The following is an 18490-nucleotide window of genomic DNA, read 5'->3' on the forward strand; positions in this document are numbered from 1 at the left end:
ATATTCTATATTTGTATATTTTACTTTTTTTCTGAATTTTATGAAAATATTATCTGGAATTAATCCGGTTTGCCAACTCGGCTGCTGCCTGTCTGCAGTCTGCCATCACCTTTTCTTCGTCAATGGCTGTAAGGATACGGTCCTTCATCAGCACTTTGCCGTTGCCTACGGTGGTCACTACGCTGCGTCCTGTCATTCCAAAAAGGATATGGCTGTTGCAGTTATCCCCGTTCATTGGTGTCAGCGGAATGTAGTCGGTAACGATGACGTCTGCTGCTGCACCCTCTTTTAAAACGCCTAAAGGCTTCTTAAAGTAACGGCCGGCAATCTTAGCATTTCCTTCAAACAGCATCTTGGGAACCTCGCCCCATGCTGCATTGAGATCACATAAATGATGCTTGTGGAGAACGTTAGCCACCTTGTAGGATTCTGTCATGTCATGAGTATAACCGTCGGTTCCAAGACCTGTCAAGATTCCTCTGTGTACCAGTTCCATGGTGGGCGGACATCCGCATGCATTGCCCATGTTGGATTCCGGATTGTGTACTACCATAGTATCTGTGTCCTTAATTAACTGCATTTCATGAGGATTGATGTAGATACAGTGTCCAAGGAGTGTTTTCTCACCCAGGATATTGCAGTCCATCAGACGGTCCACGATCCGCTTGCCGTATTTCTTAAGACAGTCATGAAGATCTTCGATTCCTTCTGCCACATGAATGTGGTAACCAACGCCTTCCGGCTTGTGGGAAGCTGCAAGTTCCATAGTCTCATCAGAAATGGTGAACTGGGCATGCATACCCATCATTCCTGCAATCATGTCGCTGTCATCTGCCAGGGCGTGCTTGATGAACGCCTCGTTTTCCAGAACCGCTTCTTTGGCCTTTTCCTTGCCGTCACGATCAGAAACCTCATAGCATAAGCAGGAACGGACACCTGTCGCTTTTGCAGCCTCTTCGATCTTAAACAGGGAATCTGTAATATGTCCGAAGCTTGCGTGGTGGTCAAAAGTGGTTGTCACACCGTTCTTAATAGAATCGATGTAGGTTGCCATGGCACTTAACCTGGTCTCTTCCAATGAGAGGTTGCGGTCAATGGTCCACCACATTCCGTCAAGAATCTCCAGGAATCCATGAGGATCATATCCGTTAATGCTTAAGCCTCTGGCAAAAGAGCTGTAAATATGTTCATGTGCATTGATAAAGGCCGGCATGATGACCCCGCCTTTTGCATCAACATACTCCGCATCCGGATATTCTTTTTTAATTTCTTCCGTGATTCCTACCTTGCGGATCACACCCTCCTCCATTGCAACTGCACCGTTCTCAAAAAACGGATTTTGAGGGTCTCTTGTAATCATTCTTCCATTACCGATAACCAGCATGTTTCCATCTCCTTTTTTCCATTTTTTTAACATAATTTAAGTAAAACTCTGAAATTTTCAACTGTACAAACCTCACATAGGTTCTTCCCCTGTGGCTGCACTTTGTTCTCGCAATCTGCTTATACTCACTCTCATAATTCATCATTTTCTATACAGATTACACCATAAATTCCGTACTAGGTACAGTGTATCATTTCATATAAAGAAATGCAAGTAAAAATTTCAAAAAAAATTTAGAGAACCTAAAAAATTTTTAGAAAACCACTTGAAATTTTAATTTTTTATGCTATGATGGGTATATAAGAAGTTCACATGAGGGGAGGCTAAACGATGGATACAAAACTTGAACTGCTGACACAGATCGCACGTGGAATTGCTACCCATTTTGGAAACAACTGCGAGGTGGTTATCCACGATTTAAGGAAGGAAGATATGGAGAGTTCCATTGTCTATATCGAAAACGGCCAGGTAAGCAACCGTAAAATGGGTGATGGTCCTTCTGAAATCGTTCTTGAGACGTTAAAGAAGAACCCGGATCTTTTAAAAGACCGCCTTTCTTATTTAACAAGAACCGACGACGGCAGGATTTTAAAATCCAGTACCATGTATATAAGAGGTAAAAATAATACCATTGATTACATTCTGGCCCTTAATTATGATATCACAGGCCTTCTTACCATAGACAATTCCTTAAAATCCCTTCTCTCCACCGCGGAAACAGAAGACGATGAGAAACAGCCAAGGAGAATCACCCATAATGTGAACGATCTTCTCGATGCACTGATCGAACAGTCCGTAACTCTGGTGGGCAAACCAGTGGCTCTCATGAGCAAAGATGACAAAGTTGCCGCAATCCAGTATTTAAACGATGCCGGAGCATTCCTGATTACAAGATCAGGTGACAAGGTTTCCAATTATTTTGGCATATCCAAATTCACTTTATACAGTTATATGGATACGAATAAAGAAAAGTAACATAATTAAATAAGAAAAAGGAGAATCAGTAATCATGAAACCAATCGAATGGGTAGTAAACACCATGCCAAAGACCGATGATAAGAATTTAACGGTAATGGCCCTTGATGAAATCAAGAAAGCACGAGTATTCCATGAAAGCTTTCCCCAGTACAGCAAGACTCCTCTTGTAAAGCTGGATCTCATGGCTGATTATTTAGGCCTTGGCCAGGTTTACATGAAAGACGAATCCTACCGGTTCGGCTTAAATGCATTCAAGGTATTGGGAGGATCCTTTGCCATTGCAAAGTATATCGCACAGCAGACTGGAAAAGATGTTTCCGATCTTCCGTACAGCGTCCTCACATCTGACGCTTTAAGAGAAGAATTTGGCCAGGCAACCTTCTTCACCGCCACCGATGGAAATCATGGGCGTGGTGTTGCATGGGCAGCTAATAAATTAGGCCAGAAGTCCGTTGTTTACATGCCAAAGGGCTCCACCATCACCCGTTTCAACAATATCAAAGCAGAAGGCGCCACAGTTACCATTGAGGAAGTCAATTATGACGAATGCGTCCGTATGGCTGCTGATGCTGCTGGGAAGACAAAGAACGGTGTTGTGGTACAGGATACTGCCTGGGATGGTTACGAAGAGATTCCTGCCTGGATTATGCAGGGTTACGGAACCATGGCACTGGAAGCCAATGAGCAGCTTGAGGAATACGGCTGTGACAGACCGACCCATGTATTTGTTCAGGCCGGCGTAGGTTCCCTTGCAGGAGCTGTTCAGGGATATTTTGCAAACCGCTATTCTGAGAATCCGCCTAAGGTTGTGGTTGTGGAAGCTGATGTGGCAGACTGCCTCTATAAAGGAGCAAAAGCCGGTGACGGAAATATCCGCATTGTAGACGGCGATATGCAGACCATTATGGCCGGCCTTGCCTGCGGAGAGCCAAACACCATTTCCTGGGATATCTTAAAGAATCATGTAGATACCTTTGTCTCCGCTCCTGACTGGGTAGCTGCACAGGGTATGAGGATGCTTGCTGCTCCTGTCAAAGGCGATGCACCGGTAACTTCCGGCGAATCAGGCGCTGCTCCTTTCGGAGTTTTAACCTGCATTATGCTTCTTGATGAATACAAGGATTTAAGGGAGCATTTAGGACTTAATAAGGATTCAAAAGTTCTCCTCTTCTCTACTGAGGGTGACACCGACCCGGATCGTTACAAAGCCATTGTCTGGGAAGGAAAAGAACGTTAGGCATAATTTTCTTAGTGAATGCAAACCCAGCGCGGACTGAACTTGGAAAATTAACCGTTCGATGAGCCAAAGGCCAATCGAACTTCTTAAATAAATTATAAATGGAGGACAAAAACATGGATTACAACAAAATCAAAGAAGCAGCACAAAATTATCAAGCCGACATGACAAAGTTCTTACGGGAAATCGTTAAATTCCCAGGCGAGAGCTGTGATGAAAAGGCTCACGTAGACCGCATCGCAGAAGAAATGCGGAAGCTGGGTTTCAACAAAGTTGAAATCGACGGCATGGGCAACGTATTAGGCTATATGGGAACCGGCAAGACTTTAATCGGTTTTGACGCTCACATTGATACCGTTGGTATCGGCAACAAGAACAACTGGACATTTGATCCATACGAAGGCTACGAAAATGACACAGAAATCGGCGGCCGCGGCGTATCCGATCAGTGCGGCGGTATCGTATCCGCTGTTTACGGTGCAAGGATCATGAAGGACTTAGGTCTTTTAAATGACCAGTACACCGTACTGGTAACCGGTACTGTTCAGGAAGAGGACTGTGATGGTCTTTGCTGGCAGTATATCATCAACGAAGGCAAGGTTCGTCCGGAATTCGTTGTTTCCACAGAGCCAACTGACGGCGGTATCTACCGCGGACAGAGAGGCCGTATGGAAATCCGTATTGACGTAAAGGGCATCTCCTGCCACGGTTCCGCACCGGAGCGTGGTGATAACGCAATCTACAAGATGGCTGATATTCTTCAGGATGTCCGCTCTCTTAACGAGAATGACGCTGCTGATGACAAGGAAATCAAAGGCCTTGTAAAAATGCTTGACGAAAAATACAACAAAGAGTGGAAAGAAGCTAACTTCTTAGGCCGCGGTACTGTTACTGCTTCCGAGATCTTCTTCACCTCCCCAAGCCGCTGTGCAGTTGCTGACTCCTGTTCCGTATCCTTAGACCGCCGTATGACCGTAGGCGAGACATGGGAAAGCTGTCTGGATGAAATCCGCAATCTTCCAAACGTGAAGAAATACGGTGATGACGTTACTGTTTCCATGTATGAATATTCCCGTCCTTCCTATACAGGACTTACCTATCCGATTGAATGCTACTTCCCAACCTGGGTTATCCCGGAGGATCACGCTGTTACCAAAGCGCTGGAAGACGCTTACAAGAATCTTTACGGCGATGTAAGAATCGGCGCTGAAGAAACTGTTGCAATGAGAACCGCTCGTCCTCTTACTGACAAATGGACCTTCTCCACAAACGGCGTTTCCATCATGGGCCGTAACGGAATCCCATGCATCGGCTTCGGACCTGGCGCAGAGGCTCAGGCTCATGCTCCTAACGAGAAGACCTGGAAGCAGGATCTTGTAACCTGCGCAGCAGTATACGCAGCACTTCCAAGTGCTTACTGCAAATAATCCAGACAAGCTATTTAAGAACCATTTTGGTACCATAATTCCGGCAGCGGGCCTTTTAAAGGCCTGCCGCCGCTCCTAACAATCATTTTTGCTGTCTGCCGTTCATTCCTTCCCCAATCAATGCCTGGCAGGCTGCATGAAGGATAGATACCTATAAAAACAGATAATAATCAGGAGGCTAACCACAATATGAAAACCTTACAGGATTACATTGACAAACTGAATTCCTTAAATTTTAAGGAAATGTATGAGAATGATTTCTTCTTAACCTGGGAAAAGACTGACGACGAGTTAGAGGCTGTCTGGACCGTTGCTGACGCTCTTCGCTTCATGAGAGAGAACAACATTTCTACAAGAGTATTTGAAAGCGGCCTTGGAATTTCCTTATTCCGCGACAACTCCACACGTACCCGTTTCTCCTTTGCTTCCGCATGTAACTTACTTGGTCTGGAAGTTCAGGATTTAGATGAGGGCAAGTCTCAGGTAGCTCACGGCGAGACCGTTCGTGAAACAGCTAACATGGTTTCCTTCATGGCAGACGTAATCGGTATCCGTGATGATATGTATATTGGCAAGGGAAATGCTTATATGCATGAATTTATGGACGCTGTTACCCAGGGAAACAAGGATGGCATTTTAGAGCAGAGACCAACCTTAGTAAACTTACAGTGTGACATCGATCATCCTACCCAGAGTATGGCTGATATGCTTCACGTTATCCACGAGCTGGGCGGCCTTGAGAACTTAAAGGGCAAAAAGCTGGCTATGACATGGGCTTACTCTCCTTCCTACGGAAAGCCATTATCCGTTCCTCAGGGAATCATCGGCTTAATGACTCGTATGGGTATGGAAGTTGTTTTAGCTCATCCGGAAGGCTATGAAGTTATGCCAGAGGTTGCTGAAATCGCTAAGAAGAACGCTGAAAAATCCGGCGGTTCCTTCCGTATATCCAACGATATGGCTGATGCATTCAAGGATGCAGACGTTGTATATCCAAAGAGCTGGGCTCCATTTGCTGCTATGGAAAAGAGAACCAACCTTTACGCAGAAGGCGATTCCGACGGCATCAAGGCTCTTGAGAAAGAATTACTGGCTCAGAACGCTCAGCATAAAGACTGGTGCTGTACAGAAGAATTAATGAAGACAACAAAAGACGGCAAAGCTCTTTACATGCACTGCTTACCTGCTGACATCAACGATGTAAGCTGTGTAGACGGCGAAGTAGAAGCAACTGTATTCGATCGTTACCGCGATCCGTTATACAAAGAAGCAAGCTACAAGCCATATGTAATCGCTTCTATGATCTTCTTAAGCAAATTTAAGAATCCACAGGAAATCTTAAAGAAGCTGGAAGTAAAAAAAGCTCCAAGAATTTTCAAATAATTTCATACAGGGGCAACTGCCCCATATTTAAGAATTCCAGGCGCACCTGGAGCCTATTGAAAGGATACGGGTGCGTCTTTTAGATAATTCTTAATCGTTAAGGGGATAACAAAATGGACAAGAAAAAAAGAATTGTTATTGCGTTAGGCGGCAATGCTTTGGGCAACACTTTATCAGAGCAGATGACTGCAGTAAAGATCACGTCAAGAGCAATTGTTGACCTGATCGAAGAAGGCTGTGAAGTAGTGGTGGTTCACGGCAACGGCCCTCAGGTGGGTATGATTAACAACGCAATGAGCGCTTTAACCCGGGAAGATCCCAAGCAGCCAAACACTCCTCTCTCCGTCTGCGTAGCCATGAGCCAGGCTTATATCGGCTATGACTTACAGAATGCTTTAAGAGAAGAGCTGGTCAACAGGAACATGACTGACATTCCTGTAACCACCATGATTACGCAGGTTCGTGTGAATGAAAACGATCCTGCTTTCAACTCTCCCAGCAAGCCCATCGGTCACTTCATGACAGAGGAAGAAGCAAAGCTGGCTGAGGAAAAATACGGATACATTACAAAAGAAGATGCCGGACGGGGATACCGCCGTGTGGTAGCTTCACCAAATCCTGCAGAAATCATTGAAATCGGCGCAATCCGCTCCCTTGTGGAAGCCGGACAACTGGTTATCGCCTGCGGCGGCGGCGGTATTCCTGTTACCCTTCAGGGAAACCACTTAAAAGGCGCAAGCGCAGTTATTGACAAAGATTTTGCAAGTGAACTGCTGGCTGAGGAACTGGATGCAGATTTCTTAATCATCCTTACAGCAGTTGAAAAAGTAGCTATAAACTTCGGCAAACCGGAAGAGAAATGGTTGAGCGATATCACAACAGACGAAGCCCGCAAGTACATGGGAGAAGGACACTTTGCTCCTGGCTCCATGCTGCCAAAGGTTCAGGCTGCCGTGAAATTCGCAGATTCTAAGGAAGGGCGCAATGCGCTCATTACCTTGCTGGAAAAGGCAAAAGAGGGAATCCTAGGAAAAACCGGAACTCATATCCACAAGTAAAACTATTGTTAGGCAAAATACCAACATTCAAAGCCGTTGACCATCATAAAAGACAGGATTGGTTATTACAAGCCGGGGCTGTCTCCAATGGGGGCTGGAAACTGTCCAGGTTGTTTCTAGACAGTCCCCTGTATGGCTTTGAAAATAATAGTAAAGAGAAAAGAGAGAGGGATTATCTATGGGTAAGCAAAACGACAAAGAACTGATCTATCAATTGGAAGGCAGGCCAAGTTTAAAAACTGCCTTCCCACTAGGTTTGCAGCACATACTGGCCATGTTTACGGGCAACTTAGCCCCCATACTCATCATTGCCAGTATCTGTGGGCTGGAGCCGGCGGATAAGACGATTATGTTATCGTCAGCCATGGTTGTATCCGGTATAACCACCTTGTTTCAGCTATATCCGCTTAAGCTCGGGAAGAGCTTCCGTATCGGAGCGAACCTACCCATTGTCATGGGAACCTCGTTTGCATTTGTTTCCGTTGCTTCCATTGTTGCCACTCAAGTCGCGCCTTCTATGGGACTGACCGATCCACGTGATATATACGCGTTAGTTCTCGGCTGTTCACTTGTAGGTGGACTTGTTGAAGTATTTATGGGTTTCTTCTATAAGAAACTTTCCGATTTATTTTCACCTATCGTGGTGGGAACAACCCTTATTGCCATTGGATTAAACTTATTAAGCGCGGGAGCGCGATACTTTAACGGCGGGTCAAACGCGGCTGCGAATTTGGCTGCGTATAATGAGAATCCGGACAAGTTTCAATTTACAGGTGTGTTTGGTTCCATGAAAAATGTATGCATGGCATTATTTGTGTTTGTCCTTGTGTTATTGCTCCAAAAGTATGGCAAAGGTATTGTGAAGAATTCCGCCCTGCTTTTGGGACTGGCTATCGGATATCTGGTGTCTGTTGCCTTAGGTATGGTGAACTTTGCGCCGATTACAGCCGCTAAAATCGTCTCCGTACCAACGCCGTTTTATTTCGGTCTCAAATTCTCCTTAGCCGGCATCTTAAACTTCGCCCTGTTTTATATTATTTCCGGACTGGAAACCATCGGTAACACCGGCGGTATCACCATTGCGGCATTTGACAGGGAACCTACCTCCGAAGAAACATCCGGTGCCATCCTGGCAGATGCGGGTGGATCAATGTTAGCAGCTATGTTTAACGCACTGCCAAACACCGCGTTTGGACAGAACGCAGGTATTATCTCCATGACGAGAATCGTGAACAAATGGTGCGTTGCCGTAGGAGCTGTATTCCTGGCTTTGTGTGGACTTATCCCGAAATTGGCGGCTCTTTTCCAAACCATCCCGGATGCGGTTTTGGGCGGCGCCATTATTTCTGTGTTTGCTATGATTACATTGAACGGTATTAAGATGATTGCAAAAGCCGGTTTCTCCGAGAGAAACGTAACCATTATCGGTATTACACTTGCATTTGGCATTGGACTTACCTCCATGAGCCTGGCTGTGGAAACCTTCCCGGCGTTCATTCAACCACTCTTACATGCCATTTCGCCATTAATGAGCGCACCGGCTGCCGTGTGTTGTATCGTATCAATCGCCGCAAGCATTTGCTTCCCAATGACTAAAGAAGATAAAGAGAAGGCAAAAGCTGCTATGCAAGATGTGTAAAGAAATAAGGCATCCTTATTCTAACAGGATAACCGCAATTTCCGCTCAATTCCATTTTGACGGATTTTAACAAAAAAACCCTTCTGCTTTAAGCCAAAACTTTCAGCAGAAGGGTTTTTTTATTGTTCACTAACCGGCTTTATAACAGCTTCCAGATATCCCGGTTATATTCCAGAATAGTACGGTCCGAAGAGAAATATCCTGCCTTGCTGATATTGATCAGCATCTTCTTCGCCCATGCAAAAGAATCCTCATAATCCCTGTAAATCCTTTCCCTGGCCTCCTCATAAGCCTTGTAATCCAACAGGGTCATGAACCAGTCTTTTTTCAGGATTTCATCATAAAGCCGTTTTAAATTTTCCTTATGGCCGATGGCAGTCATCTCCGCTCCCACCATAAAATCCAGAACTTCCCGGATTACTGCATCCTCTTTATAATACTCCTTAGCCACATAATCAGCTTTTGCGTAATGTTGGATCACTTTCTCACTGGATTCTCCGAAGATATAAATATTATCTTTTCCCACCAGCTCTGCAATCTCAACATTGGCTCCATCCATGGTTCCAAGGGTCACCGCTCCGTTTAACATAAATTTCATATTGCCGGTTCCGCTGGCCTCCTTGGACGCAAGGGAAATCTGCTGGGAAATATCACAGGCAGGAATCAGCTTTTCCGCCTTGGATACGTTATAGTTTTCCACCATTACCACCTTAAGATAGGGGCTTACTTTGGGATCATTGTTCACCAGCTCCTGAAGACACAGGATCAGGTGAATAATATCCTTTGCAATCACATAGGCCGGAGCCGCCTTTGCACCGAAAATCACTGTGACCGGCCTGGCAGGTAAGTTTCCTCTTTTTATCTCCAGATATTTGTGTATTACATAGAGGGCATTCATCTGCTGTCTCTTATACTCATGGAGACGCTTGATCTGGATATCGTAAATGGAATTTTCATCTATGTTCGTTCCCTGGGTTGACATAAGATATTCCTTTAAAACGGTCTTATTCTGCTTTTTGATATCCAGAATGGCTTTTAAGGTCGCCTCGTCATCAAAGGCAGCCAGCTTTTCCAGCTCCATTGCATCTTTCTTATAACCCTCTCCGATTCTGGAGGCAATAAGTTCCGACAGCCGGGGATTGCAATGGAGAAGCCACCGCCGGAAGGTGATCCCGTTGGTTTTATTGGAAAACTTTTCAGGGTAAATATCGTAAAAATTCTTTAATTCGCTTTTTTTCAGTATCTCCGTATGAAGATATGCCACCCCATTGACGCTGAAGCCATAGTGGATATCCATGTGGGCCATGTGCACCAGATCCTTTTCATCAATGATCGCCACGGCCGGGTCCTTATATGCCTTGCGGACCTGTTTATCCAGCTTCTCTATAATAGGCACCAGTTGAGGCACAGCCTCCTCCAAATACTCCATGGGCCACTTTTCAAGGGCTTCCGCAAGGATGGTGTGATTGGTATAGGCACAGGTTTTGCTGACAATTTCAGCCGCCTTTTCAAAAGGAATCCCCCGAAGAGTTAAAAGCCGGATCAGTTCGGGGATCACCATGGATGGGTGGGTATCATTAATCTGGATCACCGCATAATCCGGCAAATCATAAAGCTTGCATCCCTTTTTAACGCACTCATCAAGGATATACTGGGCAGCGCTGCTTACCATGAAATACTGCTGGTAAATACGAAGCTTCCTGCCGGCCTCATCGCTGTCATCGGGATAGAGGAACAGGGTCAGATTCTTTTTAACTTCTTCTTTATCAAAGGATATCCCATCTTCTATAAGCTGCTCATCAATGGTTTCTAAGTCAAACAGATGAAGCTTATTGGTGCGCCCCTGATAACCGGTCACCCCTATGTCATACATTCTGGAACGGACGGTCAGCCTGCCAAAGGTAACCGGATAAGTGACTTCTGTCCTGTTAAGCCATGTATCCGGCTCTATCCATGGATTAGGGTCTTCTGCCTGAAGATGGTCCTTAAAGGTCTGTTTAAACAAGCCAAAATGATAATTAAGGCCAATGCCGTCCCCGTTTAACCCAAGGGTTGCCATGGAATCCAGAAAACAGGCAGCAAGGCGTCCCAGACCGCCGTTTCCAAGGGATGGCTCCGGCTCCATTTCCTCAATCTCACAAATATCCCTGCCGTTTTCAGCAAGAACCCGGGATACTTCATCATAGATTCCAAGGTTGATCAGGTTATTGGAAAGCAGTTTTCCTATGAGGAATTCCGCAGATAAGTAATATACTTTTTTCTTTCCTTCCTCCTCCTGCCGCTTTTCTCCTTCCTCTTCCACGATTTTCAGCAGCGCAGAATAAATCTCCTGATTGGAACACTGGTTCACTGTTTTTTTGTATATTTCAAAAATTTGTTGTTCAAGATTCATTGAAACCACTCCTTTTTTTCTGTTTTCTGTTTTCTGTTTTCTTTAACCTTACCCTAGTATTATAATGTTCCTGCTGCTGTTTATCTTGCAGCATTCTGGCCTATTATGGTACAATACTATCATTAACTGCTGAAATATCACGGAAAACAGGAGTTCTATGAATATCATACAGTACGAAAACTATCAGGAAAAGCGGGAACAGGACCCTTCCGACTTTCCTTACCTGACTTATCCCTGCACCATACCACTGGATTTTAACAAGGTTCCCCTTCACTGGCACGATGAAATGGAATTCATCTACATTAAAAAAGGAACCGGGCAGGTGTCGGTGGACTTTCTCTCTTATGAGGTCCACGATGGGGATATTGTCCTGGTCTGCCCCGGAAAGCTCCATACCATTGAACAGTGGAAGCAGGAATCCATGGAGTATGAAAACATTATTTTCAACTTAAGCCTGTTAGGTTCCAGGCAGCCGGATATGTGCTGGGAAACTTACTTCTCTCCCATCATCCGGGGACAAAAAAACCTTCCGGTGCTTTTGACTAAAAGCCTTCCCCCTTACAGCGGGATCGCTTCCTGCCTGGACCAGATCGACCAGATCCGGGAAACGTTTCCTGAAGGCTATGAACTGTTAATCAAGGGGAAGTTGTTTCAACTGTTCTTTCTCCTCTGGGACATTGAGGAAGCTTCTCTTCCCCCTCCTTCCCGCCCTCCAAAGGAGCTGGAGCGGACCCGGCAGATTCTTAAATATATGGAACAGCATTACAGCGAATCCCTTTCCATAGAAGAAGTATCCCGAGCCTGCGGCATGAGCCAGTCTCATTTTATGAAATTCTTTAAAAAGACCATGGGGCTGCCCTTTACCGCTTATTTAAACGATTACCGCCTGACAATGGCCTCCAGGCTGCTCCTCTCCTCCGAGGATTCGGTCCTTACCATTGCAGGGGATACCGGTTTTAATAATCTGTCTTATTTTAACCGGATCTTCAAGGAAAAATTCGGTATGACTCCCAGGGAATTCAGAAGGCCCATGGATATTCCCCCTTCCCTGTGAATAAGATAGTATCAAATGCAAGACAGGAGAATCCATATGGACAGAAACAGAAAGATACGTACTGCTTATATCGCTTTTCCCTTAGTGGTCGGGGCTTGGACCGGATTTTTGACGAGAAACGGCTTGTCCATATACAAAAACCTGAATCATCCTGCCTTTTCTCCTCCCGGCTGGCTGCTTCCCATCATATGGACGGTTCTATATATCCTCATGGGAATCGGCTCTTATTTGGCCGCTTCCTCCCCCTCCCACAGGAAAAATCAGTCCCTCAGGTTATATGGGATCCAGCTTCTGCTGAATTTTCTCTGGAATCTGGTGTTCTTTAACTTAAATAATTATCTCCTGGCCTTTTTGGTTCTCCTTTTTCTTTGGTACTTTATCCTGAAAATGATAGCGGCCTTCTGGTCTGTCAGTCCCGATGCTGCTGTCCTGCAGGTCCCTTACCTGCTGTGGGTCACCTTTGCCGCATACTTAAACCTGGGAATCGTATTTCTCAATTAATGCATAAGATTATATAAATCCAAAAAACGCAAGGCCAAGGCAACTGTTTCGTTGCTCTGGCCTTGCGTTTTTGGTTATTTTAAGCTGCAATCAGGAAGGCAGCTTTCCCAATCTGCGGAGCATGGTTTTCTCCACCGCATTTAAGATATTCTCATAGCCTGTGCACCGGCATAAATGGCCGGACATCAGCTTTCTAAGTTCATCTCTTGTATACTCTTTTCCGCTTTCCAGAATTTCCACCGCTGACATAATAAATCCCGGCGTACAAAATCCGCACTGGACTGCTGCCTCGTCTATAAATGCCTGCTGAATGTCGGAAAGCTCTCCATCCGGACCCATCAGGCTTTCCAGGGTCTTAATTTCTTTTCCTTCTGCCCATATAGCCAGGTAAATACAGGAATTGTAACACTCATGGTCTATGATCACGTTACAGGCTCCGCATTCTCCTACCTCACAGCCTTTTTTCACGGAAGTCAGCCGGTAATCATCCCTTAACATATCGGTCAGGGATGCCCGTACATCCACCATTGTTTCTGTGTATTTTCCGTTGATGGTACATTTTACCAACTTATATTGTACCGGCATTAGATCTCACCTCCTGAAAGTTTCACTGACTCTATGAAGCCGCGGGTTGCCATTTCCACAGCAACGTGCTTACGGAAATCCTTTGAGGCGCGCCAGCTATCTCTGGGATTGATGTCTTCAAGGACTTCTTTTCCAAAGGCCCCTGCCAGTTCTTTTGACACCGGCTGGCCCTTTGCTAAGTTTTCCGCACTTTTCGTGCGCATTGGAATAGGGCCTGCCACTCCATAAGCGATTCTCACGTCTTCCACGGTCTTTTTGTCCTCTGACAGCTTTATATTTACGGAGCAGCCTGTGGTGGCAATATCCATGGCATTTCTGTTGGCATATTTGATGTAATGGCCTTTGTAGCCTTCATAGCTTTTCTTTGGAATGATCACTGCGGTCTGAAGCTCTCCCTCTCTGATATCCACGGTTCCTGCCTTTATATAGAAATCGCTGATGGGAATCCGGCGGACACCTTCAGGGCCTGTCAGTTCGATCATGGCATCCCATGCAAAAAGCGTTGAGGCTGAGTCTGCTGAGGTAACGCCATTGCAGGTATTTCCTCCGATTGTGGCAATGTTTCTGATCTGGGGACCGCCCACCATATCCACCGCTTCACCAAGAACATTGATGTATTTCTGAATAATGGGATCCTTGGTAATATGGGAGAAACTTGTGAGAGAGCCTATGCGTATGGCCTCTTCTTCGTCCAGCTTCACGCCCCTCATTTCATTGATCATATAAATGCTGATCAATTCCTTTCCGGCGCGTTTTCCCTCACGCATCTGTATCAAAACATCACTTCCCCCTGCAATAATCTGGGCTTCAGGATGTTCCAAACGAAGCTTTACCGCTTCTTCCACGGTATTTGCTTCATATAATGCTTTCATATCATACATAAAGCTTTCCTCCTTGCTGTTAATGGCTGCATTCAGATAAGTCCTTCTTCCTTGAACCGTTTAAATAAAGCCTGAGATGTCATGGGTATCTGGTACATGGACACACCTGTTGCATTTAAAATGGCATTACGGATGGCCGGAGCCACTGGACAGGCCGGGGGCTCTCCCAGGGATTTTGTTCCAAATGCGCTGGTAGGCTCGTAGTTTTCCACAAACTGTGCCTCCAGATGAGGATGATCCATAGTAGTGGACAATTTATAATCCAGCAGATTGTCATTTAAGGTTCTGCCTGTTTTCTCATCAATGAGAAGCTGTTCCGAAAGGGCATATCCGATTCCCATGCTCATTCCTCCATGGACCTGGGCCTCTGCAAGAGCCGGATTGATCAACTGACCGCAGTCATGGACATTGATAATATCCACCAGCTTTGCCTTGCACATGGGAATATCCACCTCTACCTCGGCAAAACAGCAGCCAAAGGAATAAGCGTTGGACTTTATCTGGTAAGTGCTTTCAGCGGTCAGATGCTGACAGTTGGTAAGGCTGTAAAGGGCCTCTGTTGCCAATTCGCCTAATGTCATAAGCTCTCTTCCATCTGTGGTCCGTACGATCTTTCCCTCCCTGATATCCAGGTTAAAGACAGGCATACGGGTCAGCTCATGGGCATATTTTAATATTCTTTCTTTTAATAAAAGCGCCGTCTGCTTGATAGAAAAGCCTCCTACATAGGTCTGTCTGGAAGCATAGGACCCTGTTCCAAAAGGAGTGATATCCGTGTCCTGACAGGAAACTACATGAACCTTTTCAAAAGGAATTCCCAGAGTATCCGCCGCCATCTGGCCAAAAGCCGTGTCAGCACCCTGGCCGATCTCGGTCTCACCCAGTTGAATCTGTATGGAGCCATCCTGGTTCATGACCATCCGGCAGGAAGAGGTTTCCAGGCTGATTGGCCATACTGCCGTGTTATACCAGAATACCGCACAGCCCACGCCTTTGCGGACAGGTCCGGTCTGGTTGGCATATTCCTTTCTTTTCCGGTCAAAATCTATATAGGCTTTTCCCTTATCCAGGCACTGATTAAAGGTGTCAAAGTAATTTTCATTTTTAGAGAAACCCTCCACATAGCCTACGGGCATCAGGTTTTTACGGCGGAATTCCACCGGATCCATGCCGATTTTCAAGGCAATGTCATCGGACTGGCTTTCCACCGGGAACATGGCCTGAGGAATCCCGTAGCCGCGCATGGCGCCTGCCACAGGCATATTGGTGAATACTGTATAGGCATCACATTCTACATTTTCGCAGGGATATAACTGTGGAAAAGCATTCATGCCCTTTGCCGCGATTCCGTGTCCGTGAGAAGCATAAGCTCCCTGATTGGAAAAGCACTCCAGTTTACGGGCGGCAAAGGTTCCGTCAGGACGCACCCAGCTAATAATATGGCTGCGGATGGCATGTCTTGTACGGTTGCTTACAAAGGTTTCTTCACGGGTCACATCAAGCTTGACCAGCCGTCCTCCCACTACTGTTGAAAGGTATGCACAAAGAGGCTCATACAAAGCATCCTGCTTATTTCCAAAACCGCCTCCTATATATGGCTTGATGATGCGGACACTTCCCCAGGGGATTCCAAGGGCCTGCCCCACCACTCTCCTGACGATATGAGGGATCTGGGTAGAAGACACCACGGTTATTTTTCCGCTTTCCATGCTGGCAAAACAAATATGGTTTTCAATATGGCAGTGCTGAACAATGGGAGTATCGTACCACTGGTCAATTTTTACAAGTCCCGGCTCTTTAATAGCTTCTTCCAGATTCCCCTTTCTGATACTGGAATGGCCCAGAATATTATTGGTATACTTCTGGTGAAGCTGAGGTGCCCCATCCTTCATGGCCTCCTGAACATCAAGAACAAAGGAATATTCCTCGTATTCCACCTTTAAGGCCCTGATCGCCTGTTTTGCAGCTATTTCATTTTCCGCGATTACTGCAGCTACCTCATCGCCGTAAAAACGCACCCTGTCTGTTAAAAGAAGCCGGTCCGCCACATCCTGATGTGAGGGGTCCGTTGACCAGGGATGGCCGGCCGTTGGGAAATAGTTCTTAGGCACATCAAAACAGGTGACTACCTTGACCACTCCCGGTATTTTTTCGGCATCTGAAGTATCAATCGATTTTACGATTCCATTGGCTATGGAAGAGTGGTAGATTTTAGCTACCAGGGCATTTCTCTCACAGAGATCATCGGTGTATTTGGATCTTCCCGTGGCCTTATCAAATGCATCCACACGGGTAACACTTTTTCCGATTATCATATTTACGCCTCCTATTTCTGATTCTGTTGTGTAAACAGCTTCCGGTCCTTCCCCTTATGAAAAAGACCGACGGAGACGAGACTTTTTCAAAGCATAAAATGCTTATCAAAGTGATGTCGCCGCCAGTCCATATCTTTGACCGGATGTTCTGATTTTAATCAGGCTGCTTTATTTGGTTGCTTTTTATAATTATATTAGTATATATTTTAACACAAATAATACGGCTAAAACATACATAAGGGTACTTATTTTCTTTTCTTTAGCTTTTCCGGTAATCACGTTAATAACTACATAAGAGATGATTCCCATGGAAATTCCCTCGGAAATGCTGTACATAAATGGCATTGCAATAATTGCGATGTAGCATGGAATCGCCTCTGTGAAATCCGCAAAATCAATCTTGACAACGGAAGTCAGCATCAGGAAGCCTACCACTACCAGGGCCGGAGCCGTTGCAAAGGACGGAATGGCCAGGAAAATCGGAGATAAGAACAGGGATAAACCAAACAGGATAGCGGCAACCACTGCCGTTAAACCGGTTCTGCCGCCTTCTGCAACACCGGCTGCGCTTTCTACGAAGGTGGTTGTGGTAGAGGTACCGAACAAAGCACCTGCAGCAGTACCAACGGCATCTGCCATCAATGCGCCCTTGATCTGGGGAAGCTTTCCGTCTTTATCCAGCATATCTGCCTTGGAAGCCACACCGATTAAGGTTCCCAGAGTATCAAACATATCAACGAACAGGAACGCGAACATGACTACCAGGAAGTCCAGAGAAAGGACTCTGGAGAAATCCAGCTTTAAAAAGGTAGGACTCATGTCCGGGATACCGAAGCCTGAGGAAAAGTTAGGGAATACGCTGAACATTCCAAGCTCCGGATTTGGCCGGTATAAACCGATTGCCTGACAGACCATGCCTAAAACCCAGGTAAAGATAATTCCCCACAAAATATTACCCTTTACATTTTTCACCACCAGCACGGCTGTAACAAGGATGCCGATGATTGCCAATAATACGGTAATACCAACGGTATGGAAGGAACCATCTGCCAAGGAGCTCTTAAAAGAAAACATTGTTACAAGAGTTGCCCCGTCCACAACGATTTTTGCATTTTGAAGTCCGATAAATGCGATAAACAAACCAATACCAACGGATACGGCATGCTTTAGATTTACTGGAATTGCATTGAAGATCGCTTCACGGACGTTGGTCAGTGAAAGAGCGATGAAAATCAAACCTTCAATGAATACGGCAGCCAAAGCCATTTCCCAGGTATAACCCATGTTAAGGACTACCGTATATGCAAAATACGCATTCAGTCCCATTCCCGGCGCCAGTACAAAGGGATAATTTGCCAGACCTGCCATTAACAGGGTGGCAAACAGTGACGCAAGAGCAGTCGCCGTAAATACGGCTCCGCTGTCCATTCCCGCTGCACTTAAGATGCTTGGGTTGACCGCCAGGATATAAGCCATGGTCATGAACGTGGTAATACCGGCCACGATCTCGGTCCTTGCATCCGTGTGATTCTCAGATAAGTGAAACGTCCTTTCTAAGAATCCTCCGCTTTTTTTTGTTTCCATACCTCTACCTCCTTGATAGTTAGAATATTTTCCTTGCTGTATAAGAGCTGCCCCATGCAGTTCTTTCTTTCA

Annotated in this window: 14 protein-coding genes; 8 read left to right on the forward strand and 6 right to left on the reverse strand. The window is 45.6% G+C overall.

Annotated elements, in window-relative coordinates:
* Nucleotides 1-49: 49 nt before the first annotated feature.
* Nucleotides 50-1384 carry a putative aminohydrolase SsnA gene (ssnA, locus tag ACYVD3_RS20790; protein ID WP_460644412.1) on the reverse strand — a complete coding sequence of 445 codons (1335 nt, stop codon included), beginning with the start codon at nucleotides 1382-1384 and terminating at the stop codon, nucleotides 50-52.
* A 330-nt stretch (nucleotides 1385-1714) separates the two neighbouring features.
* Here ssnA and ACYVD3_RS20795 point away from each other — a divergent pair, with 330 nt between their 5' ends.
* The 6 genes from ACYVD3_RS20795 (at nucleotide 1715) to ACYVD3_RS20820 (ending at nucleotide 9106) form a co-directional block, all read left to right on the forward strand.
* Nucleotides 1715-2359, forward strand: a complete 645-nt coding sequence (locus ACYVD3_RS20795; RefSeq protein WP_460644413.1) for a helix-turn-helix transcriptional regulator — start codon at nucleotides 1715-1717, stop codon at nucleotides 2357-2359.
* A 34-nt stretch (nucleotides 2360-2393) separates the two neighbouring features.
* Nucleotides 2394-3599: a diaminopropionate ammonia-lyase gene (gene dpaL, locus ACYVD3_RS20800; protein ID WP_460644414.1), complete on the forward strand. Its 1206-nt coding sequence runs from the start codon at nucleotides 2394-2396 to the stop codon at nucleotides 3597-3599.
* A gap of 116 nt (nucleotides 3600-3715) precedes the next feature.
* Complete coding sequence (locus tag ACYVD3_RS20805; RefSeq protein WP_460644415.1) at nucleotides 3716-5026, forward strand: YgeY family selenium metabolism-linked hydrolase; 1311 nt, start codon at nucleotides 3716-3718, stop codon at nucleotides 5024-5026.
* A gap of 189 nt (nucleotides 5027-5215) precedes the next feature.
* On the forward strand, nucleotides 5216-6409 hold the full coding sequence (gene ygeW, locus ACYVD3_RS20810; RefSeq protein ID WP_460644416.1) for a knotted carbamoyltransferase YgeW: 1194 nt from the start codon (nucleotides 5216-5218) through the stop codon (nucleotides 6407-6409).
* A 113-nt stretch (nucleotides 6410-6522) separates the two neighbouring features.
* Nucleotides 6523-7467 carry a carbamate kinase gene (gene arcC, locus ACYVD3_RS20815; protein WP_460644417.1) on the forward strand — a complete coding sequence of 315 codons (945 nt, stop codon included), beginning with the start codon at nucleotides 6523-6525 and terminating at the stop codon, nucleotides 7465-7467.
* A 178-nt stretch (nucleotides 7468-7645) separates the two neighbouring features.
* Entirely contained in the window at nucleotides 7646-9106 is a 1461-nt protein-coding gene (locus ACYVD3_RS20820) for a uracil-xanthine permease family protein (protein ID WP_460644418.1), read from the forward strand.
* Nucleotides 9107-9245: 139 nt separating this feature from the next.
* On the opposite strand, the gene ACYVD3_RS20825 is transcribed toward ACYVD3_RS20820, so the two are convergent.
* Nucleotides 9246-11498, reverse strand: a complete 2253-nt coding sequence (locus ACYVD3_RS20825) for a glycogen/starch/alpha-glucan phosphorylase (protein ID WP_460644419.1) — start codon at nucleotides 11496-11498, stop codon at nucleotides 9246-9248.
* 157 nt (nucleotides 11499-11655) lie between these two features.
* Here ACYVD3_RS20825 and ACYVD3_RS20830 point away from each other — a divergent pair, with 157 nt between their 5' ends.
* Together ACYVD3_RS20830 and ACYVD3_RS20835 are read left to right on the forward strand one after the other, a co-directional pair.
* On the forward strand, nucleotides 11656-12552 hold the full coding sequence (locus ACYVD3_RS20830; RefSeq protein ID WP_460644420.1) for an AraC family transcriptional regulator: 897 nt from the start codon (nucleotides 11656-11658) through the stop codon (nucleotides 12550-12552).
* Between the two features lie 36 nt (nucleotides 12553-12588).
* Entirely contained in the window at nucleotides 12589-13053 is a 465-nt protein-coding gene (locus ACYVD3_RS20835; RefSeq protein ID WP_460644421.1) for a TspO/MBR family protein, read from the forward strand.
* Nucleotides 13054-13143: 90 nt separating this feature from the next.
* Here the strand turns inward: ACYVD3_RS20835 and xdhC are convergent, their stop codons facing one another.
* The 4 genes from xdhC to ACYVD3_RS20855 form a co-directional block, all read right to left on the reverse strand.
* A complete protein-coding gene (gene xdhC / locus ACYVD3_RS20840; RefSeq protein WP_460644422.1) occupies nucleotides 13144-13638 on the reverse strand; it encodes a xanthine dehydrogenase subunit XdhC in 495 nt (164 codons plus the stop codon).
* Nucleotides 13638-14519 carry a xanthine dehydrogenase subunit XdhB gene (gene xdhB / locus ACYVD3_RS20845; RefSeq protein ID WP_460644423.1) on the reverse strand — a complete coding sequence of 294 codons (882 nt, stop codon included), beginning with the start codon at nucleotides 14517-14519 and terminating at the stop codon, nucleotides 13638-13640. The genes xdhC and xdhB overlap by 1 nt, the downstream gene beginning before the upstream one ends.
* A 32-nt stretch (nucleotides 14520-14551) precedes the next feature.
* Nucleotides 14552-16834, reverse strand: a complete 2283-nt coding sequence (gene xdhA / locus ACYVD3_RS20850) for a xanthine dehydrogenase subunit XdhA (RefSeq protein ID WP_460644424.1) — start codon at nucleotides 16832-16834, stop codon at nucleotides 14552-14554.
* 189 nt (nucleotides 16835-17023) lie between these two features.
* The gene (locus ACYVD3_RS20855) at nucleotides 17024-18418 is read right to left on the reverse strand and encodes an NCS2 family permease (protein ID WP_460644425.1); all 1395 of its coding nucleotides are present in this window, start codon (nucleotides 18416-18418) and stop codon (nucleotides 17024-17026) included.
* Nucleotides 18419-18490 lie beyond the last annotated feature (72 nt).

It is taken from the genome of Lacrimispora brassicae (assembly GCF_054772055.1).